Origin of the sequence: Aliivibrio sp. S4MY1 (genome assembly GCF_028765545.1) — a bacterium.
In the GTDB taxonomy this organism is placed as follows: Bacteria; Pseudomonadota; Gammaproteobacteria; order Enterobacterales; family Vibrionaceae; genus Aliivibrio.
Map to the genome: position 1 here is coordinate 264092 of NZ_JARACP010000002.1, position 19496 is coordinate 283587.

Sequence of the window (19496 nt, forward strand, 5' to 3'; positions counted from 1 at the left end):
AGCAGATACTTTTTATGTCACAAATCCTCAACAAATGAGCAAGCTTTCATCATTCAATACTATTATTTGCAATTGTTATGAATGAGAATGGATAGGCATCAATTATTATATGGTCATGATTTATATAGGACGTTTTTTATGATTAAGAAGTATTTTGCCGCTTTGTTATTAATGATGAGTATGATGGCTTCAGCCTACGCTCAATCAGTTGATAGCATGGTTACAGTTCAACAAGAGTTAAAAGAAAGATTAGTACAGTTATCTACCGCTGATCCTGCCGATAAATTGTTTTTTGAAGATGTATTACGTCGTAAAAATGACAAAGTTCGAGCGGATATTGAATTACAGCTGCAAGAAAATCCAAGTGCTAAAGGACTTGATGGTGTTGTTCGTTCTGAAATGCTCCTTATGGGCGAGTTATTGCAACTGAGTCATCAAAATTTGGTTGAATTGACTAAAGCTGTTCGTAAAGCGAAAGGCGATGAAAAAGACGATTTAGAATTTGCTGCGCAAAAACGTCTTGGCATCATGGATATGTATTATGAAGAAGCGTTCAAAACATTATCATGGGGTGAAACACTAAATATTGATTTCACCAAAGAAAAAACAGCCATTTTAAAAGAACTAACAAATCGTGCTGATTTATTGGCAAACATTATTCATTATCTTGAATCACAAAAATCAGATATTGCAAAACGTATGCAATATGCGTCAGTAGAGAAGAAAGATCTGCTAACGCAAGATGCGACGAACTTGTCTGAACGAGTTTCATTAATGATTGCGAGTTTAGAAGTAACAACGGCATTAATGGAGCAAAACAATATTGATATTACAGAGTATAAACAGCTTATTTTCTCTGTAACTGGCGATATCAACAGCGATGTATTGGACATCGGCGTTGCTTATGGTTTAACAGAAGAGTGGGTTACTCGTTTTAAAGATTGGGCGGTAGAGAATGCGCCATCAATTATTGTTAAATTAGTTATTTTCTCGCTTATTCTTTGGGTGACAAGTTTCCTTTCTCGACTTGCTAAAACAGCAATTAAGAAAAGTGTTTCTCACTCTAAAATGAAGTTCAGTAAGTTAATGCAAGAGTTCTTTGTGTCTATGGGCTCAAAGTTCATCATGATGATCGGTATCTTGATTGCGTTATCTCAAATTGGCATTAATTTGGGTCCACTGTTAACTGGTTTTGGTGTTGCAGGTGTGGTTATTGGTTTTGCATTAAAAGACACGCTATCTAACTTTGCTTCTGGCATGATGATTCTGATTTATCGTCCATTTGATGTGGGTGATTTGGTTGATCTTGGTGGTATCGTAGGTAAAGTTAACCGAATGAATCTTGTATCTACTACAATCAAAACGGTAGATAACCAGAACTTAATTTTCCCAAACAATAAGATTTGGGGTGATGTGATTAAGAACGTAACTATCGAAACTGAGCGTCGTGTAGATATGGTATTTGGTATTGGTTATCAAGATGATATTGAAAAAGCAAAAGCCATCTTTACTGATATCCTAGAAAGCCACCCATCGGTACTAAAAACACCAGAACCTATGGTGAAATTGCATACATTAAATGAATCGTCAGTGGACTTCATTGTTCGCCCTTGGGTTAAAACAGATGATTACTGGGATGTATACTGGGAAGTAACTGAAACGGTTAAGAAACGTTTAGATGCAGAAGGTGTGAGTATTCCATTCCCACAACGTGATGTGCATATTTATAAGCATGAAGCGTAATACCAATCTACATAAGTATTTGAACAACTACTTATCCAGAATGGTATAAGTAGAAAACGGTGAATGTAAAAGAGTGACTTAAATGGTCACTCTTTTTTTTGCATTAATTTATGTCGTCTTCAGATTTTATCGCTATTGGGGTAGGTTTCTTAAACTTTTTAATAATCAATGACACAATAAAACAGAGTGCGCCTACAATAAGTGCAGAACGTAAAATAGTGAAGCTATCATGTTCTAACTGTTGAATATGAGGGCCGACAGAAGCAAATAAACGCAAGCTAAAAAAGGCGAGAAGGATGAATGGGACAATTTTTTTCATGCGTAAATACTCCGTGAAATAGGATTATAATGACTAATTAATAACATCATCATATCTAAAGAGAGTCCCAGTTTAATCGCTTTTATCCGTAATGTTAGATTACGATTATAAGAGTATCTAGGCATTATGTGGCAATACGAAGACAGCTAGATGGCAGTGAATGGGCGAGTAAATTGGAACTATGATCTTTGATATAAATGATGCTAATCAAGTTGATAGTTTAATTTATTTATCTAAAAGTGTGGCTGGTACCTCTTTGTTTGTATAAATTTTGACCAATTTATAAAGAAATACCTTTACAATGCTCGGTTCTAGGGTATTATCTCTCTCGCTCTGTTGCTCAGAGTTGTTAATGAACATCAAGTAAAGTAAGCCTTAGTATTTCTTCGTAATGTCGTTATTCTCAGTGTTTCCCTTATCTTTTCGTCACATTTAATAATTCAAGCTCTAAGCGTATCGCATTATGCGATTTTTTATGAATTTAAATATAAGGGACATTACATGTCTAAAACAACTGGTATCGTTAAGTGGTTTAACGAAGAAAAAGGTTTCGGTTTTATCACTCAAGATAACGGCGGCGCTGACGTATTCGTACATTTCCGTGCTATCGCTTCAGAGGGTTTCAAAACTCTTGCTGAAGGCCAAAAAGTTTCTTTTGAAGTTGAGCAAGGCCAAAAAGGCCCTCAAGCTGCTAACGTTGTAGCTGCTTAATTTCAAATAAGTTGCGCAAAGGGTATTCGTACCGTTTGCGCTACTTTTAAATGTTTTATTAATACTCGATTTAGTTCTACTTTGTAAGATATCAACATTTCAAACATCTGCTCCTGTTTTGTACTTGTCATAACATCTCTTAGTTACCTCTACCATCCTAGTTTTAATCCAATCATTTTTCTGTAACATTAATCTATTACTCTATCTATAAATAATTTTTATAAAACTTAAAGGTACTTAATGAAAGTAAATTTTACTATTTTCAAAAATAATGTTTCATGGGACGCGTTAATTCACCAACTAAACAGTGATGTTTTATTACGTAACATACTAATGAAAGGTGAGCTAGACTCACTTGATATTGATTTTTCATATTGTGAAGAGACAGGGAAAGGAAGTATTACCAATAGTTATAATCAGCGCATTGGTGATTTTTCAATTTCGTTTTAATTTGTATCACGCTTTTTAAACATAAATATTATTGGCTTTCCCCCTAAGACATCGGCCAATTTTTTCTTTGCTCAGACCTCACTAGATAACGAATAACTATAAAAATGTTACTTATCTCATAAAAATTAAGTAAAAACACGAAGTACGTTTAAATATTCGTGATCTTGATCCTCGCAAATATCTCGCCTCTACTATAGATTGAATAGGTCATTAAGAATTATGACTGCAGCTCAAAGATGAGCGAGTGATTTAAGGAAGTATCTTATGAAAAGAACAAGAAAAGCCCAATTGCAACGTGCGCGAATTCAATATTGGAAAGACACTGCAAAAGACACGGCTAAAAAGTGGTAAAAATAGAAAACTCCTGACTGTCAGGAGTTTTTTGGTTTTAGGGCGTTGTAAGGTATTAGTGCACTGCTGAAATACCCACACTCGATACAATAAACCTTTCTTTTATTCTTCAGACAACAACGCATTTATTTTATCCATACAATAAGTAACGTGAGGGGCTAATCGATCTTCTTCTACTGCTGTTCTTGAACCGTACAGCGTAATTGGTTCGAGATAATTTAGCCCGGTATCTTGAGCCATTTTTTCAATAGGCATTAATAAGGCTTTCATGATTGACTCTTGGCTGTCATCTGCTTGATAAGCTGAAAGCGGACTGCCAGTACTTGTCATGCATAATAACGTTTTACCGTGAAGCTTATTGCCTTTAGACCCATAAGCAAACCCATATTCTAAAACGCAATCTTGCCACTCTTTTAATAAAGACGGACTAGAGTACCAATAGATTGGGAATACAAACACGATAATGTCATGACAAAGCAGCAATTCCTTCTCTTTCTCAGCATCAATCTGGAAATCTGGATAGGTTTGGTACAAGTTATGTGTTGTCACTTGTTCATGTTTAGATAATGCTTCTACCAGCGCGCGGTTAATCGTAGAGCTTTCAATTAAAGGGTGGGCAAGTAAGACTAAAATACGTTTCATTATGTTCTCATTTTGTGGTGAAAAAGCTAGCCATGTTCATTGTAATAGCTAACGAGGATGGCTAGAAAGGCAGTTAATGTGGCTGATTAGTGCGTCATTTGTGTTGCTAATGCAAAGCGGTTCCAAGCATTAATCATGATCACTTGCATCATTGCTTGTGCTAGTTGTTCTTCACCCAGAACCTCTAAAGCTTCTTGATAGACTGTATCTGAAACACCATCATGAGCGATTAATGTCATGTCATCGGTTAATGCCAATACAGCACGCTCTGTTGCACTGAATAGTGGTGACTCCTTCCATGCGGCTAGAGCAAACAGTTTTTGTGCTTCTACACCTGCTTTTTCTGCCTCTGGCACATGCATTTGAATACAGTAAGCACACTTGTTGATCATTGAAGCGCGGATCTTAATTAGCTCTTTTAATTCAACAGATAGCGTTACACCTGATAGGTAAGATTCAATAGAAAGCATTGCATTTAGGGCTTTTGGTTGGATTTTTGCAATATCAATACGTGAAGTCATAATTAATCTCTCTTTATGTTTTTTGTTAGCGCTTTATTGCGATGTGTGCATTGTGCATAATTCGATAAAGAGAGAGAATAACCATTAAAGCTGAAATAATTTTGCATAAAACGCAAAGGTGGGAGTGTGTTAGACTTAATTCGAATATTTGACCAGGTGGTAGAGTCAGGTAGTTTTTCTCAAGCCGGCCATGCGTTACATATGGCGCCATCATCGGTTGCGAGAAACATAGATAACCTTGAAAACAAAGTGCAGACGACATTATTTAAAAGAAGTACACGCCAGTTAATTTTGACTGAGGAGGGACTTTATTTTCACCAACAATCAATTAAGTTGCTGCAAGAGAGTGATAAGTTATTGAGTGAAATGAAGGGCCATAATGAAGAGCCTGAAGGCATGTTACGTATCTCGGTCTTTGAAAGTTTTGGTAATTTAATTTTAGCGTCTTTAATTCCTGAGTTTTTAGCTTTATACCCAAAAATAAAGATAGAGTTAGAGCTTGATAATAATGTGGTGGATCTTAATAGTGAAAATATCGATATAGCGATACGTATTGGAACACCTCAAGACAGCTGTTTAAAAGCTCGTAAATTAATGCTGAATAACACCTCTTTAGTTGCTTCTTCTGATTATCTAGCGAGTCATGAGAAAATTGAGAAACCAGATGATTTGGTTCATCATAATTGCTTGCTTATTAGTCATGAACGACAGAGAAACCACTGGTACTTTAAAAAGGGAAATGTGGCGAAAAAGGTGTCAGTCTCTGGGAATTTAATTTCAAAAGGAGGCTCACCACTATTGAACGCGGCCCTGAAAGGCTCTGGGGTACTGCTGCTCTCCGATTGGATGACGGCAGAATATATTGAAAGTGGCCTATTAACTCCTGTGTTACCTAAGTGGACTGCGACTCATGGTGAAAACGGCAGTGGTGAGATTTTTGCGATTTATAAAAGCACTCAATACCCTAAACCATATATTCGTGCTTTTTTGGACTTTATTATTGAAAAAATGAAAGAAAACTAATTCAATTTATCTCAGTGTTTCTTTAAGATTTTTAATCAGAGTTTGATATCTCTGCGGCAAATCTCTATTTCTTTTTTGAACTAAAAACAAACTCTCATACACAGGATTTTTTGGTTTATGTATGTGTAGTTCGTGTTTATAAGGAAAGGCATCAATAGCGCTTTGTGGAAGCACGGTGAAGCCAATTCCTTGGGCGATAGGCAGTAAAATTTGGCTTAATTGATTAATGTAACTTGCCGTAGGAACATCATTAGCATTGCCTTTTTCTAGGGCTGCATCTTGGCAAAGATCAAAATAAAGTGACAGGTAATGCTCTGCATCAGGGTGCTTTATTAACCCTAATTCGGTTAACGTATCCCTAGTTATGGATGTTTTTTTATAGTGTTTCGGTAACACTAGGCAGAGTGATTCTTTGGTGATCTCTTCACTACGAAATAGGTTCGGTGCTGGTTGGTGAGTCACTATCCCTATATCAATATTTCCTCGTTGGATGTCTTCTAATATCTTATGGTTTGGTGCAACCTCTACGTGAGTCACTAAATTAGGGTGTTTTTTTTGCAAGGTAATACATTCTGGATAGAGAGATAAAGCTAACGCTCCAGAGCAGGCGAATTTACATAAGCCTTTGTATGGGTCATCAAAACTTAATGCTTCATTAAGGCTATCCGCATTGCGTTGTTGTTGCTTGGCATAATCATAGACTATCCGGCCTTGCTCGGTGAGTTCGACACTTTTTCCTTCCCGCTTTAATAAATCATACCCACACGCCAGTTCTAATTTTTTAATGTGTTGGCTGACTCCTGGTTGAGTCATAAAAAGTTTTTCAGCTGTGTGAGTAAAGTGGCCGACATCAACAAGAGTACAAAACGTATTGAGCCATAGAGGGTTAAGCATAAATCACCAAGAAAAAATGAACCTAAGAAGAGATAACAAAAGATTACTAGATGAAGAGTAATTGATAATTTCTTGTTTGATAAGGGGGTGGTGCGATTTATTTTTCCTGCGAGATGATGACTTTTGCTTTTAGGTTATTTACACTCGCCGAAAATAGTTAATAGGAATAAAAAATGGACTGTCCAAGTTGTGAAGAACATATTGGTTGGGAATGGATTGATGATGAAGCTATTGAACCCAATGAGATCTTTGAGTGTCCAGAGTGTGAAGAATCACTACGTTACTTGATTGATGAAGGTACGTATTTAGGCCCTCAACATAAAACAGTGGAGGTAGTGGACTAAACACCACCTCCACTATAATTATAGATATTATGATAGTTTAAATGTCGCTACTTTTTCACTTAAATCAAGAGCTTGTTCTTTGAGTGCGTTAGATTGAGTTAAGCTGTCTGTTGAATCAATCACAAGTAAATCTGTCACATCTTTAATTGATGTGACATTTTGAGTTATTTCTCCTGTAACATGAGTTTGCTCTTCAGCGGCGGTCGCAATTTGAGTCGCCATATCGCTGATTAAAGTGACTGATGAACTAATCTCTTCTAGTGCCAGTGTTGCTCTGTCTACGTCTTCTACTGAGCTATTTGCTAGCTCAGAGCTGCTTTGCATTAAGTTAACGGCACGACTTGTTGTTTGTTGAAGGATATCAATCGTTGATTTAATCTCTTCAGTTGAAGTATGAGTGCGTTGGGATAACACACGAACTTCATCGGCAACAACAGCAAAGCCTCGCCCTTGCTCTCCTGCTCGTGCTGCTTCAATAGCGGCATTTAGTGCTAATAAATTCGTTTGTTCAGCAATACCTTGAATCGTTGCCAATACGGTATTGATCTCTTGAGAGTGCTGCTGAAGCTCACTGATTACCATGCTTGCTTCATTCACTTCATTCGCTAGATTATTGATTGATGCTTTTGTTTCAATAACAAGAGAATGGCCTTTTTGAGTACTGCTCGATGAGTTTTGAGCTGCTTCTGCAGTCAGCTCTGCATGAGAGGCTATTTCACGAGTGGCTGATGCCATTTCAGTTACTGCGGTCGCAACCATAGTAATTTCTTGTTGTTGCATGTTTAATTCTTTCACTGAATTATTAGCACGGTTAGTACTTTGTTCTGATCCGGCTGTAAGTTGTTGTGATTGTTGGCGTATATGCTGAATGAGCTGCTGTAAACTATCTACAAAAGTATTGAAGTTATTCGCTAGTTCGCCCACTTCATCTTTATTTTCAACATGGATTCGTTGAGTTAAATCACCACTGCCATTTGCAATTTGTGCAAGTGCTTGAGATACATTGTTTAACGGGCGGAATAAGATATTACACAGTAAGTTGAATAATAACGTACAGATAATGACAACAATCGCGGTTACTAGAACCTGTCCTGATACGGCATCAAATAGAGGGGCAACTAGCGAGTCATAATTAATGACGCTCACTGTAATTAAACTCGTACCATCAATTTTTTGAGCATACATAATGTATTTCTCACCATCTAATTCAATAGATATGTCAGAGTTACTGTTTGTTGCTTGCTGGATTGTTGAAAAATCTAAGCCTAAAGTGGAGACTGATTTATTCAGCAGCTTTGTATTTGGATGAGTAAAAATATTGCCTTTATTATTAGCAATAAACATAAATCCGTCACCTGGAATAATCACTTTTTCCATACTGTTTAGGATATCGGTGATCTCAACATCTGCGCCAAGAACCACTTGTTGGCCATGAAGGTTCAATGCTTTACCTAAAGAGACAACATTTGCCCCTGTTGCTGCAGCAACGGTTGGATTGTCCATAAATACTTTTGAAGGAGCCGCAACTGCATTTGTGTACCACCCCCATTTTCTTGGGTCATCATTACCAGGTGGAAGGATCACACCATTTGCATTAGCTTGGGAACCGTCTGGGTAAGCAAGGAAGACATTATCAAATTTTGCAGAGTCGCGAACTTGTTTTAAGTGAACAACGATAGCATCTGCATTTGCTTCTTGAGGCAATGAGGTTAGTGCTCGTTCTTTAGATAAAATCCAATCAGTAACGTATTGATTATATGATGCTGTCGTACTTTCTAAGCGTTGCTCTATTTCTGTATCTAAGCGCCCTAAAGAGGCATTAAACGATAAGGCTTCCACTAATACTCCCCCGAGTATAATTGCAGCGCTAGCTGATATTGCTAGTTTGTTTTTAAGCGATAAATTTTTTAGCATGCGGGTCCATTTTTTAGTTATGTAATGATGATTTGGTGAATAGTAATATTCAAACGTTATCATGATAATTTTAAGTTCCGAAATAAATCATGCCATAAATATTACATTGAAGATAATAATAGGGATGAAAGAAGTATTTGACTTGTGCGTTTATTAAGCATTATCCATGCTGTTTTTTATCTATATTATGAATATAATTTATTATTTAAATGATAAAATAGTGCAGCTGCTTTTTATTGTTAGGAAACGCTTAAATTGAACACCTCATATAAATATACGATCGCTGGTTGTGCTGCCATTTTACTCTGGAGCTTAATTGTTGGGCTTATCCGTAACGTAACTGAACAATTAGGCCCGATTGGTGGCGCTGCAATGATATACAGTGTTGGCTCACTGTTTCTGATTATAGTGGTTGGGTTGCCAAAACTACGTTTATTTTCAATTCGTTATTTATTAATTGGTGGTGGGTTGTTCGTCACTTATGAAATATGCCTATCGTTAGCGCTTGGGATGGCAAACAGCCGTAATCAAGCGGTTGAAATGAGTATTATTAATTATCTATGGCCTTCATTGACGGTTCTTTTTGCTGTGCTTGCTAGTAATAAGCCTGTAAGTAAGGTGATTTACCCTGCAATACTCTTGTCCTTTTTTGGTGTTGCATGGACATTGAGTGGGGATGAAGGTCTTTCTATTTCTCAGCTAATGGATAATGCAGCAACTAACCCTATTAGTTATTTATTGGCATTTACTGGGGCGTTTCTTTGGGCTATTTATTGTAATGTCACCAAAAAATTAGCTAATGGTAAAAATGCAATTACTTGGTTTTTTATCGCCACTGCTATATCGCTATGGGGTAAATATACAATTAGTGATGAAGCGTCGATAGTGATGACCAGTGATGCAGTAATCGATTTATTGCTGGCTGGGATAGTGATGGGTAGTGGCTATGCCTTATGGAATATCGGAATTATTGGCGGCAACATGGTATTGCTTGCGACGTTTTCTTATTTTACACCGATCTTTTCAACTTTCTTTTCTGCATGGATTTTAGATATTGAGCTAACCATGCAGTTTTGGCAAGGGGTTATAATGGTGACATTAGCCTCACTGATATGTTGGTGGTTCACTCGAGAAAAAGAGTAAATATAAACTATACATTGATGATCACAGTTATCTGTATGATTTATTGTTAATTGTAATAAATCATATTTATAGACTATGAGAACTATTTCCTCCTGATATAGTCTTATAAAGAGTGAATTTTAGGAGTAGATAATGGCGAATATAGTGGTATTGCATGGGTTATATATGCATGGCGTGGTAATGAAGCCTCTTGCTGACCGATTAAAAAAGAAAGGTCATACGGTACAAGTCATTAGCTATAATTCACTTCGTATTAATGAAATAGTCCTTTTTAAGCGCATTCATAGCTGTTTATCTGTATCTAAAAAAAATGTCGTTCTTGGGCATAGTTTAGGTGGCATTTTAGCCGTACATTTTGCTAATTATCACCAAGATATTAATACACCAATAGATTCCATTGTGACGATTGGATCTCCGCTTCAAGGTGCTTCTATTGCTAAAGAACTTCAAAGTAAAAAATTGGGTTTTATATTAGGAAGCTCAAAGACACAGGGATTGGTCGATGTTGCTAAATTAACAGCTAATTATCCTATTGGTTCTATTGCAGGGACATTACCGATTGGTTTACGTCCACCAATGATTCGAGATCATCAACCTTCAGATGGAACCGTAACGGTTAAAGAAACCCTACTGCCAGAGCTGACAGATCACTTGTGTTTAAACTATTCCCACACGAGTTTGCTTTATGCGACAGAAACAGCAAAGCAAGTGGATTACTTTATTGAGAATCATAAGTTTAAAAAAGAAGATAAATCAGAGGAAGAGGTGGTATAAGAAAGTAGATAGTCCGTTATCTACTTCTATAATGTTTGATAAAGTATGGATTAATCCAATTCTTGATCTTCAAGTAGGCGTTCTTTACGTAATCGAGCTTCTTCCATTACGGCGTTGATTTCAGCCATTAAGCCATCAACATCGGCATCTTTGCCATCATCAATAAATACACCTGTAAGCTTTGTATTTGGTGTTAATTCACCACTTTCATACAGTGCCCACATTTCTTTTGCGTATTCTGAACCAAGCAGTTCAGGAGCATATTGACCGTAGTAAGTAGTCATGTTGTTTACATCACGCTCAAGCATCCATTTTGCATTGTTATTTGCCGAAGCATCTACTGCTTGAGGTAAATCAATAATTACAGGACCGAGATGATCGACCAATACGTTAAATTCAGATAAATCCCCATGTACAATACCGGCACACAGCATGCGAGTGACATATTGGATCATTAAATCATGATCTCGCATTGCTTGTTCTTTGGTTAAAGTTACGTCATTTAAACGAGGTGCGACAGAGCCCTCATCATTGGTAACCAACTCCATGAGTAAGACACCATCAAAGCAACCATAAGGGGTCGGTACACGAACATCAGCTTCTGATAGCTTATATAACGCATCAATCTCTGCGTTTTGCCATACTTTCTCTTGTTCGTCACGGCCAAATTTAGAGCCTTTTTCCATCGCACGGGCACGACGACTATTTTTTACTTTTCGCCCTTCACGATACGCTACCGCTTGTTTAAAGCTACGTTGTTCAATCTCTTTGTAAACTTTGGCACACTGAATATTATCGCCACTACGTACAATGTAGACCGAGGCTTCTTTACCACTCATTAATTGGGTTAGAACTTCATCTATTAAACCATCTTCAACTAATGGTAGTAATCTGTTTGGTATTTTCATTGCACCTCATATGAGCGTAGATAGACGTCGAAAAGAATGACGTTTTTTTGAGCTGTGTATAAATTTATGTAGGGCATTATGCCTATATTTTCCTTGGTCACAAGTTTTGATGAACAGTTATTTTCTGCCTTGTTTGTAATGATGCTGAGATTTCTTTTTGTTTTGCCATAATTTATAGACTATAGATTCGATCTAACACAAGTTTTTAGCCAATCATTTCTGATATGTTTTTATCTCTTTCGTTATCGTATTGCTTAATTTTCTTTAAATAAGAGAAGAGAGCTATAACGATGTGTTCAATAGACATAAGGCAGTAAGAAGATGGATATTTTATTATTAAGTAATGGCAAGATTGCAGGTAACAATTTTTTGATGGAATTTGCAAGTGAAGCGATTGTTGAGCAAATTCAACGAACAAAAGCCAAGAATCTGGTGCTTATTCCTTATGCGGTTATTCGCTCTAGCCATGATGATCGTGTTGCCTTGGTTCAACAAACCTTTGATCATCTTGGGTTAGATTGTAAAGTTACCGGTCTACATCGCTCAGAAGATCCTGTAAAAACTATTCAAGAAGCGGATGGTATTTTGGTGAGTGGCGGTAATACCTGGGTGTTAAATAAAACACTGCATGATTTAGGCTTAGTTGGTCCTATTCGTAAAGCGGTATTAGATAATGGAGTTCCATATATAGGTTGGAGTGCGGGTACGAACATCGGTTGTCCAACTATTCGTACCACCAATGATATGCCTATTGTTACGGGGGCAATTCTGCCTTCGTTAAATTTGGTACCATTCCAAATCAATCCGCATTATCTAGAAGCATCAGTTGAAGGGCATTTTGGTGAAACGCGTGATGAGCGCATTCAAGAGTTTTTAGAAGTGAATAAACATGAGCCAGTGGTAGGGATCCCAGAAGGCACATGGTTGCATGTTCTTGATGGTAAGTTGAGCTACTATACAGCCAATGAGAAACCACTTAAGTTGTTCTCTCACGGTAAAGACCCTGTTTATTATACTGCTGAAGACGATGTACAGTTCTTAATGGAACACAGCTGCTAAGTAATGAGCTTATAGAGTGATAAATTAAGAGGAGGCCAAGTTATCAAATGACTTGGCCTTTGTATTTTTTAGCTGTCACGGAGACTTGCAAGTACCACATCGGCTGCCTCTAATGCACCTTCTAAATAGCCACCATTTTCTCGTGCGGCTTCTGTTCCTACAAAATACCAATGAAATTTATTTAATGCTTTTGCTGATGCCGGTAATCCATTGTGAGGGTGAGCGCTAGGAGCTTGGTGATCAGCTTCTGCTGCCGTTAATGCTTCTTGGCTCCAATCTAACAGTTTTATATCAATAGGAGAGTTCACTTTCTCACCAAAGATCCTCGTTAGTTGCTCAATGGCTGCTTGTTTGATTAATGCCTCACCTGCTTTTGCACGAGTCGCAGCATCAATGCCGACAAAGCCAAATAAAGCACCAACGCCAACAATAAGGTTTTTGGTTTTCATTATTCGTCTCCTACGCTTGTTGCTGATGTAAGTGGTGACCTGTTTTTATCCATACGAAACACTCTGTTTGAGCAGTCGTAGCATTTAATGAATCTCCAATAGGTAGACGTAACCAATCAAATTTTTGATAGCGAATACCTTGATGAGTAAATTCGCCCTCTACGACAAGAATTTCTATTCCACCGTGGTTTTCTAGCACAATACTTTGGTCCTCTTTCCATTTTTCAAGGCGAATGCTCTCTTGCTTAAAGTGGTGCAGTAGCTGAAATAATACTCCTAGACGATTATCATCTTTAACAAACTCTTGTTCTTGAGTTTTGATATGTACCGGTGTGATATCACCTTCTTGATATTGACCTAGTTTTACTAAAATCATGCAGCCATCTTTTACTATTGGCGCGTGAGACGTGCCGATAGGGTTACGCATATAAGTACCAACAGGATAGCTGCCATGTTCGTCAGCAAATATCCCCTCAAGTACTAAAAATTCTTCACCGCCAGTATGGATGTGTGATGAGAAATAGCTGTTTGGTTCGTAATTTACCAAGGTTGTTGCGGTTGCAATTTCACCGCCATCACGCTCTAACATTTTTCGTGATACTTCTTTAATAGGTGATGGGACCCATGTTGATTCCGTGAAAAAAGCATTCGCTTGTAGCGATAAGTCAGTATGTAATTATCATGATAAACCTGCGTGAATGGCGAGTAATGAAGTCTATTGTGTAATGTTTATCTAGGCGTAACAAATCAGAACTTCTATACTATTAATAAAGTTTTTCTTTAGTGGCGAAAGAGTTGAATGTCACTCCTGCTGCAATAGGGCAACAAGTGAAATTACTAGAAGAGTGGCTTGAAATCTCTTTGTTTGAACGACGTTCCTCTGGGGTATCTCGCTTAGTATTAACTAAAGAAGCGCTTCAAGGTTTACCTGATATTACTCGTGGATTTGAGTCTTTATCGCAAGGACTCAATCGGTTAAAACCTGTAGATCTTAATCCTATTTTAACAGTAGCTGTTAGTCCTGCCTTTGCTGCTAAATGGCTATTAATGCGTATTGATGACTTTCAAACATCACACCCTGAATGGGATCTCCGGTTAGATACCAATATTCGAACGCTTGATTACCTTGCTGAGAGCATCGATATTGGCGTCCGATATGGAAAAGGGAATTGGGAAGGGTTAGAAAAATCATTACTAATGACGGAATCTGTCTTTACCCAAAGATAGTGGGTTTCCTTCTTGGTCGAGTTGGGCGAAGCAGAATAATATCCATAATATAAATACAGAAAAGGGATTAAAAATTAATAATTCGGCGTCTGTTATTCAAGCGGCGATTAGTGGCCAAGGCGTGGCATTAGGCCGAAGTGTATTAGTGCAAGAGGATTTAGATTGTGGCCGATTGGTTAAGCCATTTCCTGATTTGAAATGTCATATAGAATTGGCGTATTACATTGTCTGGAAACCAAATGGACTTGAACATGAAAAAATCAAGGCGTTTAAAGATTGGTTGCAGTATCTACAATGAAAAGGAATAAAACCAAAGCACGGACATGTAGAGTTAGATCAAACCAAACGAAGATAAAATGAAGATCCCAAGCGTACAAGTGACTAAGGATGCTACTGTCGTTTGAGCTATGATGTTTGCAGCCAGTGTAGCGTTACCACCCATTGCGCGTGCCATTACATAACTTGCAGCAGCGGTTGGCGCCGCACTCATAAAGAATAAAAGTCCTAAATCTAGCCCTCTAAAGCCTAACAATATACCTCCAATGGTAATAAATACTGGACTTAATATCAGTTTGTAACTAGTCGCAAACCATGTAGCTAGATTATCTTTTTTCATTGAAGTTAGGTTGAGTGATCCTCCTGCGCATAATAGTGCTAATGGTAAGGTCATATTAGCGAAATATTGTCCCGCTTGAGTAATAATTTTAGGAATTGGGACAGAGAGAGAAGAACAAGCTATCCCTAATATAATTGAAATGATTAATGGGTTCTTAGTCAGTGTTTTCACTATTACGCCAAATGCTTGTTTGTCATTATCATCTTTCGGAGTTAGTGCGATCACAGCTTGAATATTATATAAAATGGTTGTGGCTGCGACATAAATAGCTGCCAATGCAACACCTGCGTTTCCATAGGCATTTGCCACATAAGCCAAAGCAATGATTGCCGTGTTGGATCTAAATCCCCCTTGAATAATGACACCGTGATCTTGTTTATTTTTAAAGGTAAACCGAGTGGAGTAAATAGTAAAAATAAAGAACAAGAAGTTAGCGACAAGTCCGTAAATAATTAAATGGCTGCTAGATGCGAAATCATGGTTAGCATTTACGATACTTAAAAAAAGCATTGCAGGTAATGTGACTTGGAAAACAAGTTTAGAAGAGACTTCAATAAAGTTATCATTGATTAGATGAGTGCGTTTAAGTAAAACGCCCAAAAATAGCATTAAGCAGATTGGGCCAGTAATTGAAGCGGAGAACAGCAATTGAGTAATGAAATTATCCATTGTGATTTTCTTATAAGTCTTCCCTATGTAGGTGCCTATTTTACACAATAAACTAAATTACAGTTATGGATTGATGCATATAGTATTAATGTTATTCAATTAAATACGTAGTAATAGAACAAGCCTCTAATGGTTAGAGGCTTTTATTTGAAATAGGCAATATAAAAAGGTTTAAATCTTTGCAATGCTTTCGAGTTGTAAAACAGGCGCGGCATCAATGTCTTCCGCATTCATCATAGAAGATACACGCTGCATTGAAGATAACAGCAAGCTTTGTTCCCATGATTCTAATTTATGGAATTTGTTGACAAAGTTATCTTGCAAAGAAAGGGGCGCATTATTGAGGAGTTCTTCCCCTCTCTCAGTTAAATGCGCGTGAACCTTACGGCGATCGGATTCACTTCTAATGCGCTGAACGTAACCATTATGCTCTAAGCGGTCAATGATAGTTGTGGTGGTTGCTTGGCTTACATTGGTGTGATTTGATAGCTCTTTGATCGTTACGTTATGCATACTTTGAATCGCACGCATTAAAATGAGTTGAGGGCCCGTTAATCCATATTCTTTATTCAGTTTTTTCGATTGTAAATCGATAGCTCGAATTATCTGACGAATAGCGACTAAAACTTCTTCATGTTTATCCACGTAACAGGCCTTTGTATAAATGCAAAATTGAATGGTTTACAACGTTGTTGATTTTGCATTGTACTGATGTTGGCACTATTCTCAATCTTTTATCTAAAGGATAGGTTGTTAACGTTAAAAATTTCTTTAAATTGAGCTATGAAAGGGATTATGGCTCATTTGCCCACTCTCCTTTATCTAATTCTGCTTTAACTGATTTAGCCGCATCTCGCGAAGCGTGCCCAATAGCTGTGGTAACATCACGTGTAGTATGTCCGATGGTTCTGCCTGCATCTTTAAGATCAGCACAACCGTTTGTTATAAATAATGAACTTAAAAATAAACATAATAGAGTTTGTTTTAGCATGATTTTCCTTGATATCTACGTTAGATGAATCGATACAGACTGAAATAATGGCTAAGCGTTATATCAGATAAACCATAAAGAAAGAATTAGCGCCATAACGAATGTTGTCATTCTGGGATGAGTGCCTAGATTTTGATTTTAATACGCGCAATAAAACCGTCATAAGCCTTCAATAATTTTGTCATAAAACCCCTTTACGCTACTTCTGATTATATAAAAAGTAGTTATAAAAATAACAATTTCAAAAGGGAAGTAGGATGAGCAATTTTGTAGAGAAAGAATCAGATTTTAGCAATATGGTGAGTGCACGTTTATCTCGTCGAGGTTTTTTGATGGGAGCAGCGGCTGCAGGTGCCGGCGCTTTTTTAGCGTTAAACCCAGTAGCAAAAGCCATTGCTGGTAGTATGGATAGCTCATTATTAAACTTTGAGTCTATCCCAACATCTACTAGTGATTCCATTATTCTTCCTAAAGGTTATAGCTCTAGTTCGTTGATGTCGTGGGGCGATCCTATCTTTGTTAACGCACCGCAATTTAATCCAGATGGAAAGCAGAATTCAAAAGCACAGGCGCTGCAATTTGGAGATAATACTGATGGTATGAGTATATTCCCTTTATCAAAAGATCGTGCCATTCTTGCGGTCAATAATGAATACACCAATTATGAGTACTTGTTTGCGCATCAAGGTAAAGCGATGACCGCAGATGATGTTGTCAAAGCACAAGCCGCTGTTGGTATTACGATAGTTGAGATAGTGAAGGAAAATGGCCATTGGATTATGGATGTTAATGGTGGAGCAAATCGCCGTATTACCGCAAATACAGAAATGGAAGTGACTGGTCCTGCTGCTGGTCATGATTTATTGAAAACCAAGGCAGATCCAACAGGTAAGAAAGTATTAGGAACATTCAATAACTGCGCAAATGGAGAAACACCATGGGGTACTTATCTAACTTGCGAAGAAAACTTTAATGACTTTTTTGGCTCAGAAACGAAAGCTGCATTAACGGCAGATGATAAACGTTATGGAATTGAAGCTGAACAAAGTGATTATCAATGGCATAATTTTGATGAGCGTTTTGATATTTCGAAGAATCCCAATGAACCAAATCGTTTTGGTTGGGTGGTTGAAATTGATCCGAATGATCCAACCTCAATCCCATTAAAAAGAACCGCATTAGGTCGATTTAAACATGAAAATGCCGCGTTAGTCGTAAACGATGATGGCCATGTAGTGGTGTATCTTGGTGATGATGAGCGTGGCGAGCATCTTTATAAGTTCGTATCAAAAAACAAATACCAAGAAGACAATAACGCTGCCAATCGCAATCTTCTTGAAGAAGGCACCTTGTACGTTGCTAAATTTGCAATGAAAGACGATAAGTTAGAAGGCGATGGTCAGTGGCTAGAACTTACTTATGGTAAGAATGGATTAACCAAAGAAAATGGGTTTAACAGCCAAGCTGAAGTGATGATTTTTGCTCGTCGTGCAGCAACACAAGTGGGCGCAACCACAATGGACAGACCTGAATGGGTAGCCATTCATCCTGATAAAAAGCACGTATTTTGTACACTAACCAATAATAAATATCGTGGGGTTAAAGAAGGGCAAGATGTCGATGGCGTTAACCCACGAGCTGAAAACCATTACGGTCAAATCGTGCGTTGGGAGCCTACAAATGGCGATCATGTGAGTGATACATTCCAATGGGACTTGTACCTAATAGCAGGGAATCCAATGGTTCATAAAGGCAATTTGTACGCAGGTAGTGACAACATCAATAAAGACAATATGTTTAATAGCCCTGATGGTATTGGTTTTGATAAAGCAGGACGCCTATGGATTCAAACCGATGGCAATTACTCAAACAAAGGGGACTTTGCAGGGCAAGGTAATAATCAAATGTTATGTGGTGATCCTAAGACTGGAGAAGTACGTCGTTTCTTAACTGGGCCGATTGGCTGTGAAATTACCGGACTTACTTTTTCTGAAGATCAAAAAACCATGTTTGTTGGTGTGCAGCATCCATCGGGGCATTTTCCACAAGGGGGGAATCACAAACCTCGCTCAACAATTGTGATGGTAACTAAAGATAATGGTGGCGTGATCGGCAGTTAGGATCGCTATATTTAGATACAAAAAAAGTGGCTTTATAATGAGGCCACTTTAATTGAAAGTGTTGAAGTGATAGTTATTAAGTGTCTACTTATTTTCTTCTTCTACAGTCCAATGGATAACGACTTCTTTTTTACCCCACTGTCTTGCTTTCTCAACATCTTCACCCATGTAAATATCAATCTTCTTTTTCCAGCGCTTATTCATCTTATCTAGCACTAGGTATGTGCCATCAAGTCCTTCGATTCTTACTTCTTGGTTATGCGTAAGCCCCATATCGATAAGATCTCTTGATACGGCAATGGATTTCATTCCTGGTTTAAGGGTATCACCCCAAGCAGCAAGGTTTGGTGTGTCATCGGTTTCACCAACATTTGATGTGTATGCACTTGCGGTTACTTTTAGAGATTGTTCTCCTCCCCCACAGCCAAAAAGTGATGTCATAGTGAGTGCTGCAAGAAGATAAAAACGAATTTTCATAATTTTTTCCTTTGGATATAAAGGGTTAATGCGTGATAAATGTATCCGTACATAATACCTTTTTCTTTGGTTGGTGCTTTGCTAAATATTGAGACAACACATGATTCAATAAATAAAATGAAGTGTATAGGTCGATAACTAGGCTAATGCC

20 protein-coding genes and 2 pseudogenes are annotated in these 19496 nt (G+C 37.7%); 10 read left to right on the forward strand and 12 right to left on the reverse strand.

Annotated features, from left to right (window positions below; all coding sequences use genetic code 11):
• Window positions 1–138: 138 nt before the first annotated feature.
• Complete coding sequence (locus PVK71_RS03655; RefSeq protein WP_274417661.1) at window positions 139–1743, forward strand: mechanosensitive ion channel family protein; 1605 nt, start codon at window positions 139–141, stop codon at window positions 1741–1743.
• 103 nt (window positions 1744–1846) lie between these two features.
• Here PVK71_RS03655 and PVK71_RS03660 read toward each other — a convergent pair whose 3' ends face one another.
• Window positions 1847–2062 (reverse strand): hypothetical protein, encoded by a 216-nt coding sequence (locus PVK71_RS03660; protein ID WP_274417660.1) that lies wholly within the window; start codon window positions 2060–2062, stop codon window positions 1847–1849.
• 501 nt (window positions 2063–2563) lie between these two features.
• Here PVK71_RS03660 and cspE point away from each other — a divergent pair.
• Together cspE and PVK71_RS03670 are read left to right on the forward strand one after the other, a co-directional pair.
• A complete protein-coding gene (gene cspE, locus PVK71_RS03665) occupies window positions 2564–2773 on the forward strand; it encodes a transcription antiterminator/RNA stability regulator CspE (protein ID WP_012552262.1) in 210 nt (69 codons plus the stop codon).
• A 240-nt stretch (window positions 2774–3013) separates the two neighbouring features.
• Window positions 3014–3223: a hypothetical protein gene (locus PVK71_RS03670; protein ID WP_130044867.1), complete on the forward strand. Its 210-nt coding sequence runs from the start codon at window positions 3014–3016 to the stop codon at window positions 3221–3223.
• Window positions 3224–3676: 453 nt separating this feature from the next.
• On the opposite strand, the gene PVK71_RS03675 is transcribed toward PVK71_RS03670, so the two are convergent.
• Together PVK71_RS03675 and PVK71_RS03680 are read right to left on the reverse strand one after the other, a co-directional pair.
• A complete protein-coding gene (locus PVK71_RS03675; RefSeq protein WP_274417658.1) occupies window positions 3677–4216 on the reverse strand; it encodes an NAD(P)H-dependent oxidoreductase in 540 nt (179 codons plus the stop codon).
• Window positions 4217–4302: 86 nt separating this feature from the next.
• Window positions 4303–4737 carry a carboxymuconolactone decarboxylase family protein gene (locus tag PVK71_RS03680; protein ID WP_274417657.1) on the reverse strand — a complete coding sequence of 145 codons (435 nt, stop codon included), beginning with the start codon at window positions 4735–4737 and terminating at the stop codon, window positions 4303–4305.
• A 126-nt stretch (window positions 4738–4863) separates the two neighbouring features.
• On the opposite strand from PVK71_RS03680, the gene PVK71_RS03685 reads away from it, so the two are divergent.
• On the forward strand, window positions 4864–5760 hold the full coding sequence (locus tag PVK71_RS03685; RefSeq protein ID WP_274417656.1) for a LysR family transcriptional regulator: 897 nt from the start codon (window positions 4864–4866) through the stop codon (window positions 5758–5760).
• A gap of 6 nt (window positions 5761–5766) precedes the next feature.
• Here PVK71_RS03685 and PVK71_RS03690 read toward each other — a convergent pair whose 3' ends face one another.
• On the reverse strand, window positions 5767–6654 hold the full coding sequence (locus PVK71_RS03690) for a LysR family transcriptional regulator (RefSeq protein WP_274417655.1): 888 nt from the start codon (window positions 6652–6654) through the stop codon (window positions 5767–5769).
• A 173-nt stretch (window positions 6655–6827) separates the two neighbouring features.
• Between PVK71_RS03690 and PVK71_RS03695 the strand changes: the two genes are divergently transcribed.
• Entirely contained in the window at window positions 6828–6998 is a 171-nt protein-coding gene (locus PVK71_RS03695) for a hypothetical protein (protein ID WP_274417654.1), read from the forward strand.
• A gap of 27 nt (window positions 6999–7025) precedes the next feature.
• On the opposite strand, the gene PVK71_RS03700 is transcribed toward PVK71_RS03695, so the two are convergent.
• On the reverse strand, window positions 7026–8912 hold the full coding sequence (locus tag PVK71_RS03700; RefSeq protein WP_274417653.1) for a methyl-accepting chemotaxis protein: 1887 nt from the start codon (window positions 8910–8912) through the stop codon (window positions 7026–7028).
• Between the two features lie 255 nt (window positions 8913–9167).
• Here PVK71_RS03700 and yddG point away from each other — a divergent pair, with 255 nt between their 5' ends.
• Window positions 9168–10055: an aromatic amino acid DMT transporter YddG gene (gene yddG, locus PVK71_RS03705; RefSeq protein ID WP_274417652.1), complete on the forward strand. Its 888-nt coding sequence runs from the start codon at window positions 9168–9170 to the stop codon at window positions 10053–10055.
• Window positions 10056–10187: 132 nt separating this feature from the next.
• A complete protein-coding gene (locus tag PVK71_RS03710) occupies window positions 10188–10829 on the forward strand; it encodes an alpha/beta fold hydrolase (protein ID WP_274417650.1) in 642 nt (213 codons plus the stop codon).
• Between the two features lie 50 nt (window positions 10830–10879).
• Here the strand turns inward: PVK71_RS03710 and PVK71_RS03715 are convergent, their stop codons facing one another.
• Window positions 10880–11737, reverse strand: a complete 858-nt coding sequence (locus PVK71_RS03715; protein ID WP_274417649.1) for a PA4780 family RIO1-like protein kinase — start codon at window positions 11735–11737, stop codon at window positions 10880–10882.
• A 321-nt stretch (window positions 11738–12058) separates the two neighbouring features.
• Between PVK71_RS03715 and pepE the strand changes: the two genes are divergently transcribed.
• Window positions 12059–12796 carry a dipeptidase PepE gene (gene pepE, locus PVK71_RS03720; RefSeq protein WP_274417647.1) on the forward strand — a complete coding sequence of 246 codons (738 nt, stop codon included), beginning with the start codon at window positions 12059–12061 and terminating at the stop codon, window positions 12794–12796.
• Between the two features lie 68 nt (window positions 12797–12864).
• Here the strand turns inward: pepE and PVK71_RS03725 are convergent, their stop codons facing one another.
• Both PVK71_RS03725 and PVK71_RS20465 read right to left on the reverse strand, forming a co-directional pair.
• Entirely contained in the window at window positions 12865–13245 is a 381-nt protein-coding gene (locus PVK71_RS03725) for an FAD-dependent oxidoreductase (protein WP_274417646.1), read from the reverse strand.
• A 10-nt stretch (window positions 13246–13255) separates the two neighbouring features.
• Window positions 13256–13921: pseudogene (locus PVK71_RS20465) on the reverse strand (cupin domain-containing protein); the annotation flags it as partial.
• Between the two features lie 107 nt (window positions 13922–14028).
• Here PVK71_RS20465 and PVK71_RS03740 point away from each other — a divergent pair.
• Window positions 14029–14770 (forward strand): annotated as a pseudogene (locus tag PVK71_RS03740) (LysR substrate-binding domain-containing protein).
• A 33-nt stretch (window positions 14771–14803) separates the two neighbouring features.
• On the opposite strand, the gene PVK71_RS03745 reads toward PVK71_RS03740, so the two are convergent.
• The 3 genes from PVK71_RS03745 to PVK71_RS03755 form a co-directional block, all read right to left on the reverse strand.
• Window positions 14804–15757: an AEC family transporter gene (locus PVK71_RS03745; protein ID WP_274417645.1), complete on the reverse strand. Its 954-nt coding sequence runs from the start codon at window positions 15755–15757 to the stop codon at window positions 14804–14806.
• 171 nt (window positions 15758–15928) lie between these two features.
• Complete coding sequence (locus PVK71_RS03750; protein ID WP_130044854.1) at window positions 15929–16402, reverse strand: MarR family winged helix-turn-helix transcriptional regulator; 474 nt, start codon at window positions 16400–16402, stop codon at window positions 15929–15931.
• A 148-nt stretch (window positions 16403–16550) separates the two neighbouring features.
• Entirely contained in the window at window positions 16551–16748 is a 198-nt protein-coding gene (locus tag PVK71_RS03755; protein ID WP_274417644.1) for a hypothetical protein, read from the reverse strand.
• Window positions 16749–17005: 257 nt separating this feature from the next.
• Here PVK71_RS03755 and PVK71_RS03760 point away from each other — a divergent pair, with 257 nt between their 5' ends.
• Entirely contained in the window at window positions 17006–18868 is a 1863-nt protein-coding gene (locus PVK71_RS03760) for a PhoX family protein (protein WP_274417642.1), read from the forward strand.
• An 84-nt stretch (window positions 18869–18952) separates the two neighbouring features.
• On the opposite strand, the gene PVK71_RS03765 is transcribed toward PVK71_RS03760, so the two are convergent.
• Window positions 18953–19345 (reverse strand): 3D domain-containing protein, encoded by a 393-nt coding sequence (locus tag PVK71_RS03765; protein ID WP_274417641.1) that lies wholly within the window; start codon window positions 19343–19345, stop codon window positions 18953–18955.
• Between the last annotated feature and the right edge of the window lie 151 nt (window positions 19346–19496).

What these genes read in the sequence shown, in the direction of transcription:
- PVK71_RS03675 (WP_274417658.1), bottom strand. Translation starts at nt 4,216, where the DNA reads ATGAAACGTATTTTAGTCTTACTTGCCCACCCTTTAATTGAAAGCTCT.
- PVK71_RS03660 (WP_274417660.1), bottom strand. Translation starts at nt 2,062, where the DNA reads ATGAAAAAAATTGTCCCATTCATCCTTCTCGCCTTTTTTAGCTTGCGT.
- pepE (WP_274417647.1), top strand. Translation starts at nt 12,059, where the DNA reads ATGGATATTTTATTATTAAGTAATGGCAAGATTGCAGGTAACAATTTT.
- PVK71_RS03690 (WP_274417655.1), bottom strand. Translation starts at nt 6,654, where the DNA reads ATGCTTAACCCTCTATGGCTCAATACGTTTTGTACTCTTGTTGATGTC.
- PVK71_RS03700 (WP_274417653.1), bottom strand. Translation starts at nt 8,912, where the DNA reads ATGCTAAAAAATTTATCGCTTAAAAACAAACTAGCAATATCAGCTAGC.
- PVK71_RS03695 (WP_274417654.1), top strand. Translation starts at nt 6,828, where the DNA reads ATGGACTGTCCAAGTTGTGAAGAACATATTGGTTGGGAATGGATTGAT.
- PVK71_RS03670 (WP_130044867.1), top strand. Translation starts at nt 3,014, where the DNA reads ATGAAAGTAAATTTTACTATTTTCAAAAATAATGTTTCATGGGACGCG.
- cspE (WP_012552262.1), top strand. Translation starts at nt 2,564, where the DNA reads ATGTCTAAAACAACTGGTATCGTTAAGTGGTTTAACGAAGAAAAAGGT.
- PVK71_RS03710 (WP_274417650.1), top strand. Translation starts at nt 10,188, where the DNA reads ATGGCGAATATAGTGGTATTGCATGGGTTATATATGCATGGCGTGGTA.
- PVK71_RS03755 (WP_274417644.1), bottom strand. Translation starts at nt 16,748, where the DNA reads ATGCTAAAACAAACTCTATTATGTTTATTTTTAAGTTCATTATTTATA.
- PVK71_RS03745 (WP_274417645.1), bottom strand. Translation starts at nt 15,757, where the DNA reads ATGGATAATTTCATTACTCAATTGCTGTTCTCCGCTTCAATTACTGGC.
- PVK71_RS03725 (WP_274417646.1), bottom strand. Translation starts at nt 13,245, where the DNA reads ATGAAAACCAAAAACCTTATTGTTGGCGTTGGTGCTTTATTTGGCTTT.
- PVK71_RS03760 (WP_274417642.1), top strand. Translation starts at nt 17,006, where the DNA reads ATGAGCAATTTTGTAGAGAAAGAATCAGATTTTAGCAATATGGTGAGT.
- PVK71_RS03680 (WP_274417657.1), bottom strand. Translation starts at nt 4,737, where the DNA reads ATGACTTCACGTATTGATATTGCAAAAATCCAACCAAAAGCCCTAAAT.
- PVK71_RS03655 (WP_274417661.1), top strand. Translation starts at nt 139, where the DNA reads ATGATTAAGAAGTATTTTGCCGCTTTGTTATTAATGATGAGTATGATG.
- PVK71_RS03765 (WP_274417641.1), bottom strand. Translation starts at nt 19,345, where the DNA reads ATGAAAATTCGTTTTTATCTTCTTGCAGCACTCACTATGACATCACTT.
- PVK71_RS03715 (WP_274417649.1), bottom strand. Translation starts at nt 11,737, where the DNA reads ATGAAAATACCAAACAGATTACTACCATTAGTTGAAGATGGTTTAATA.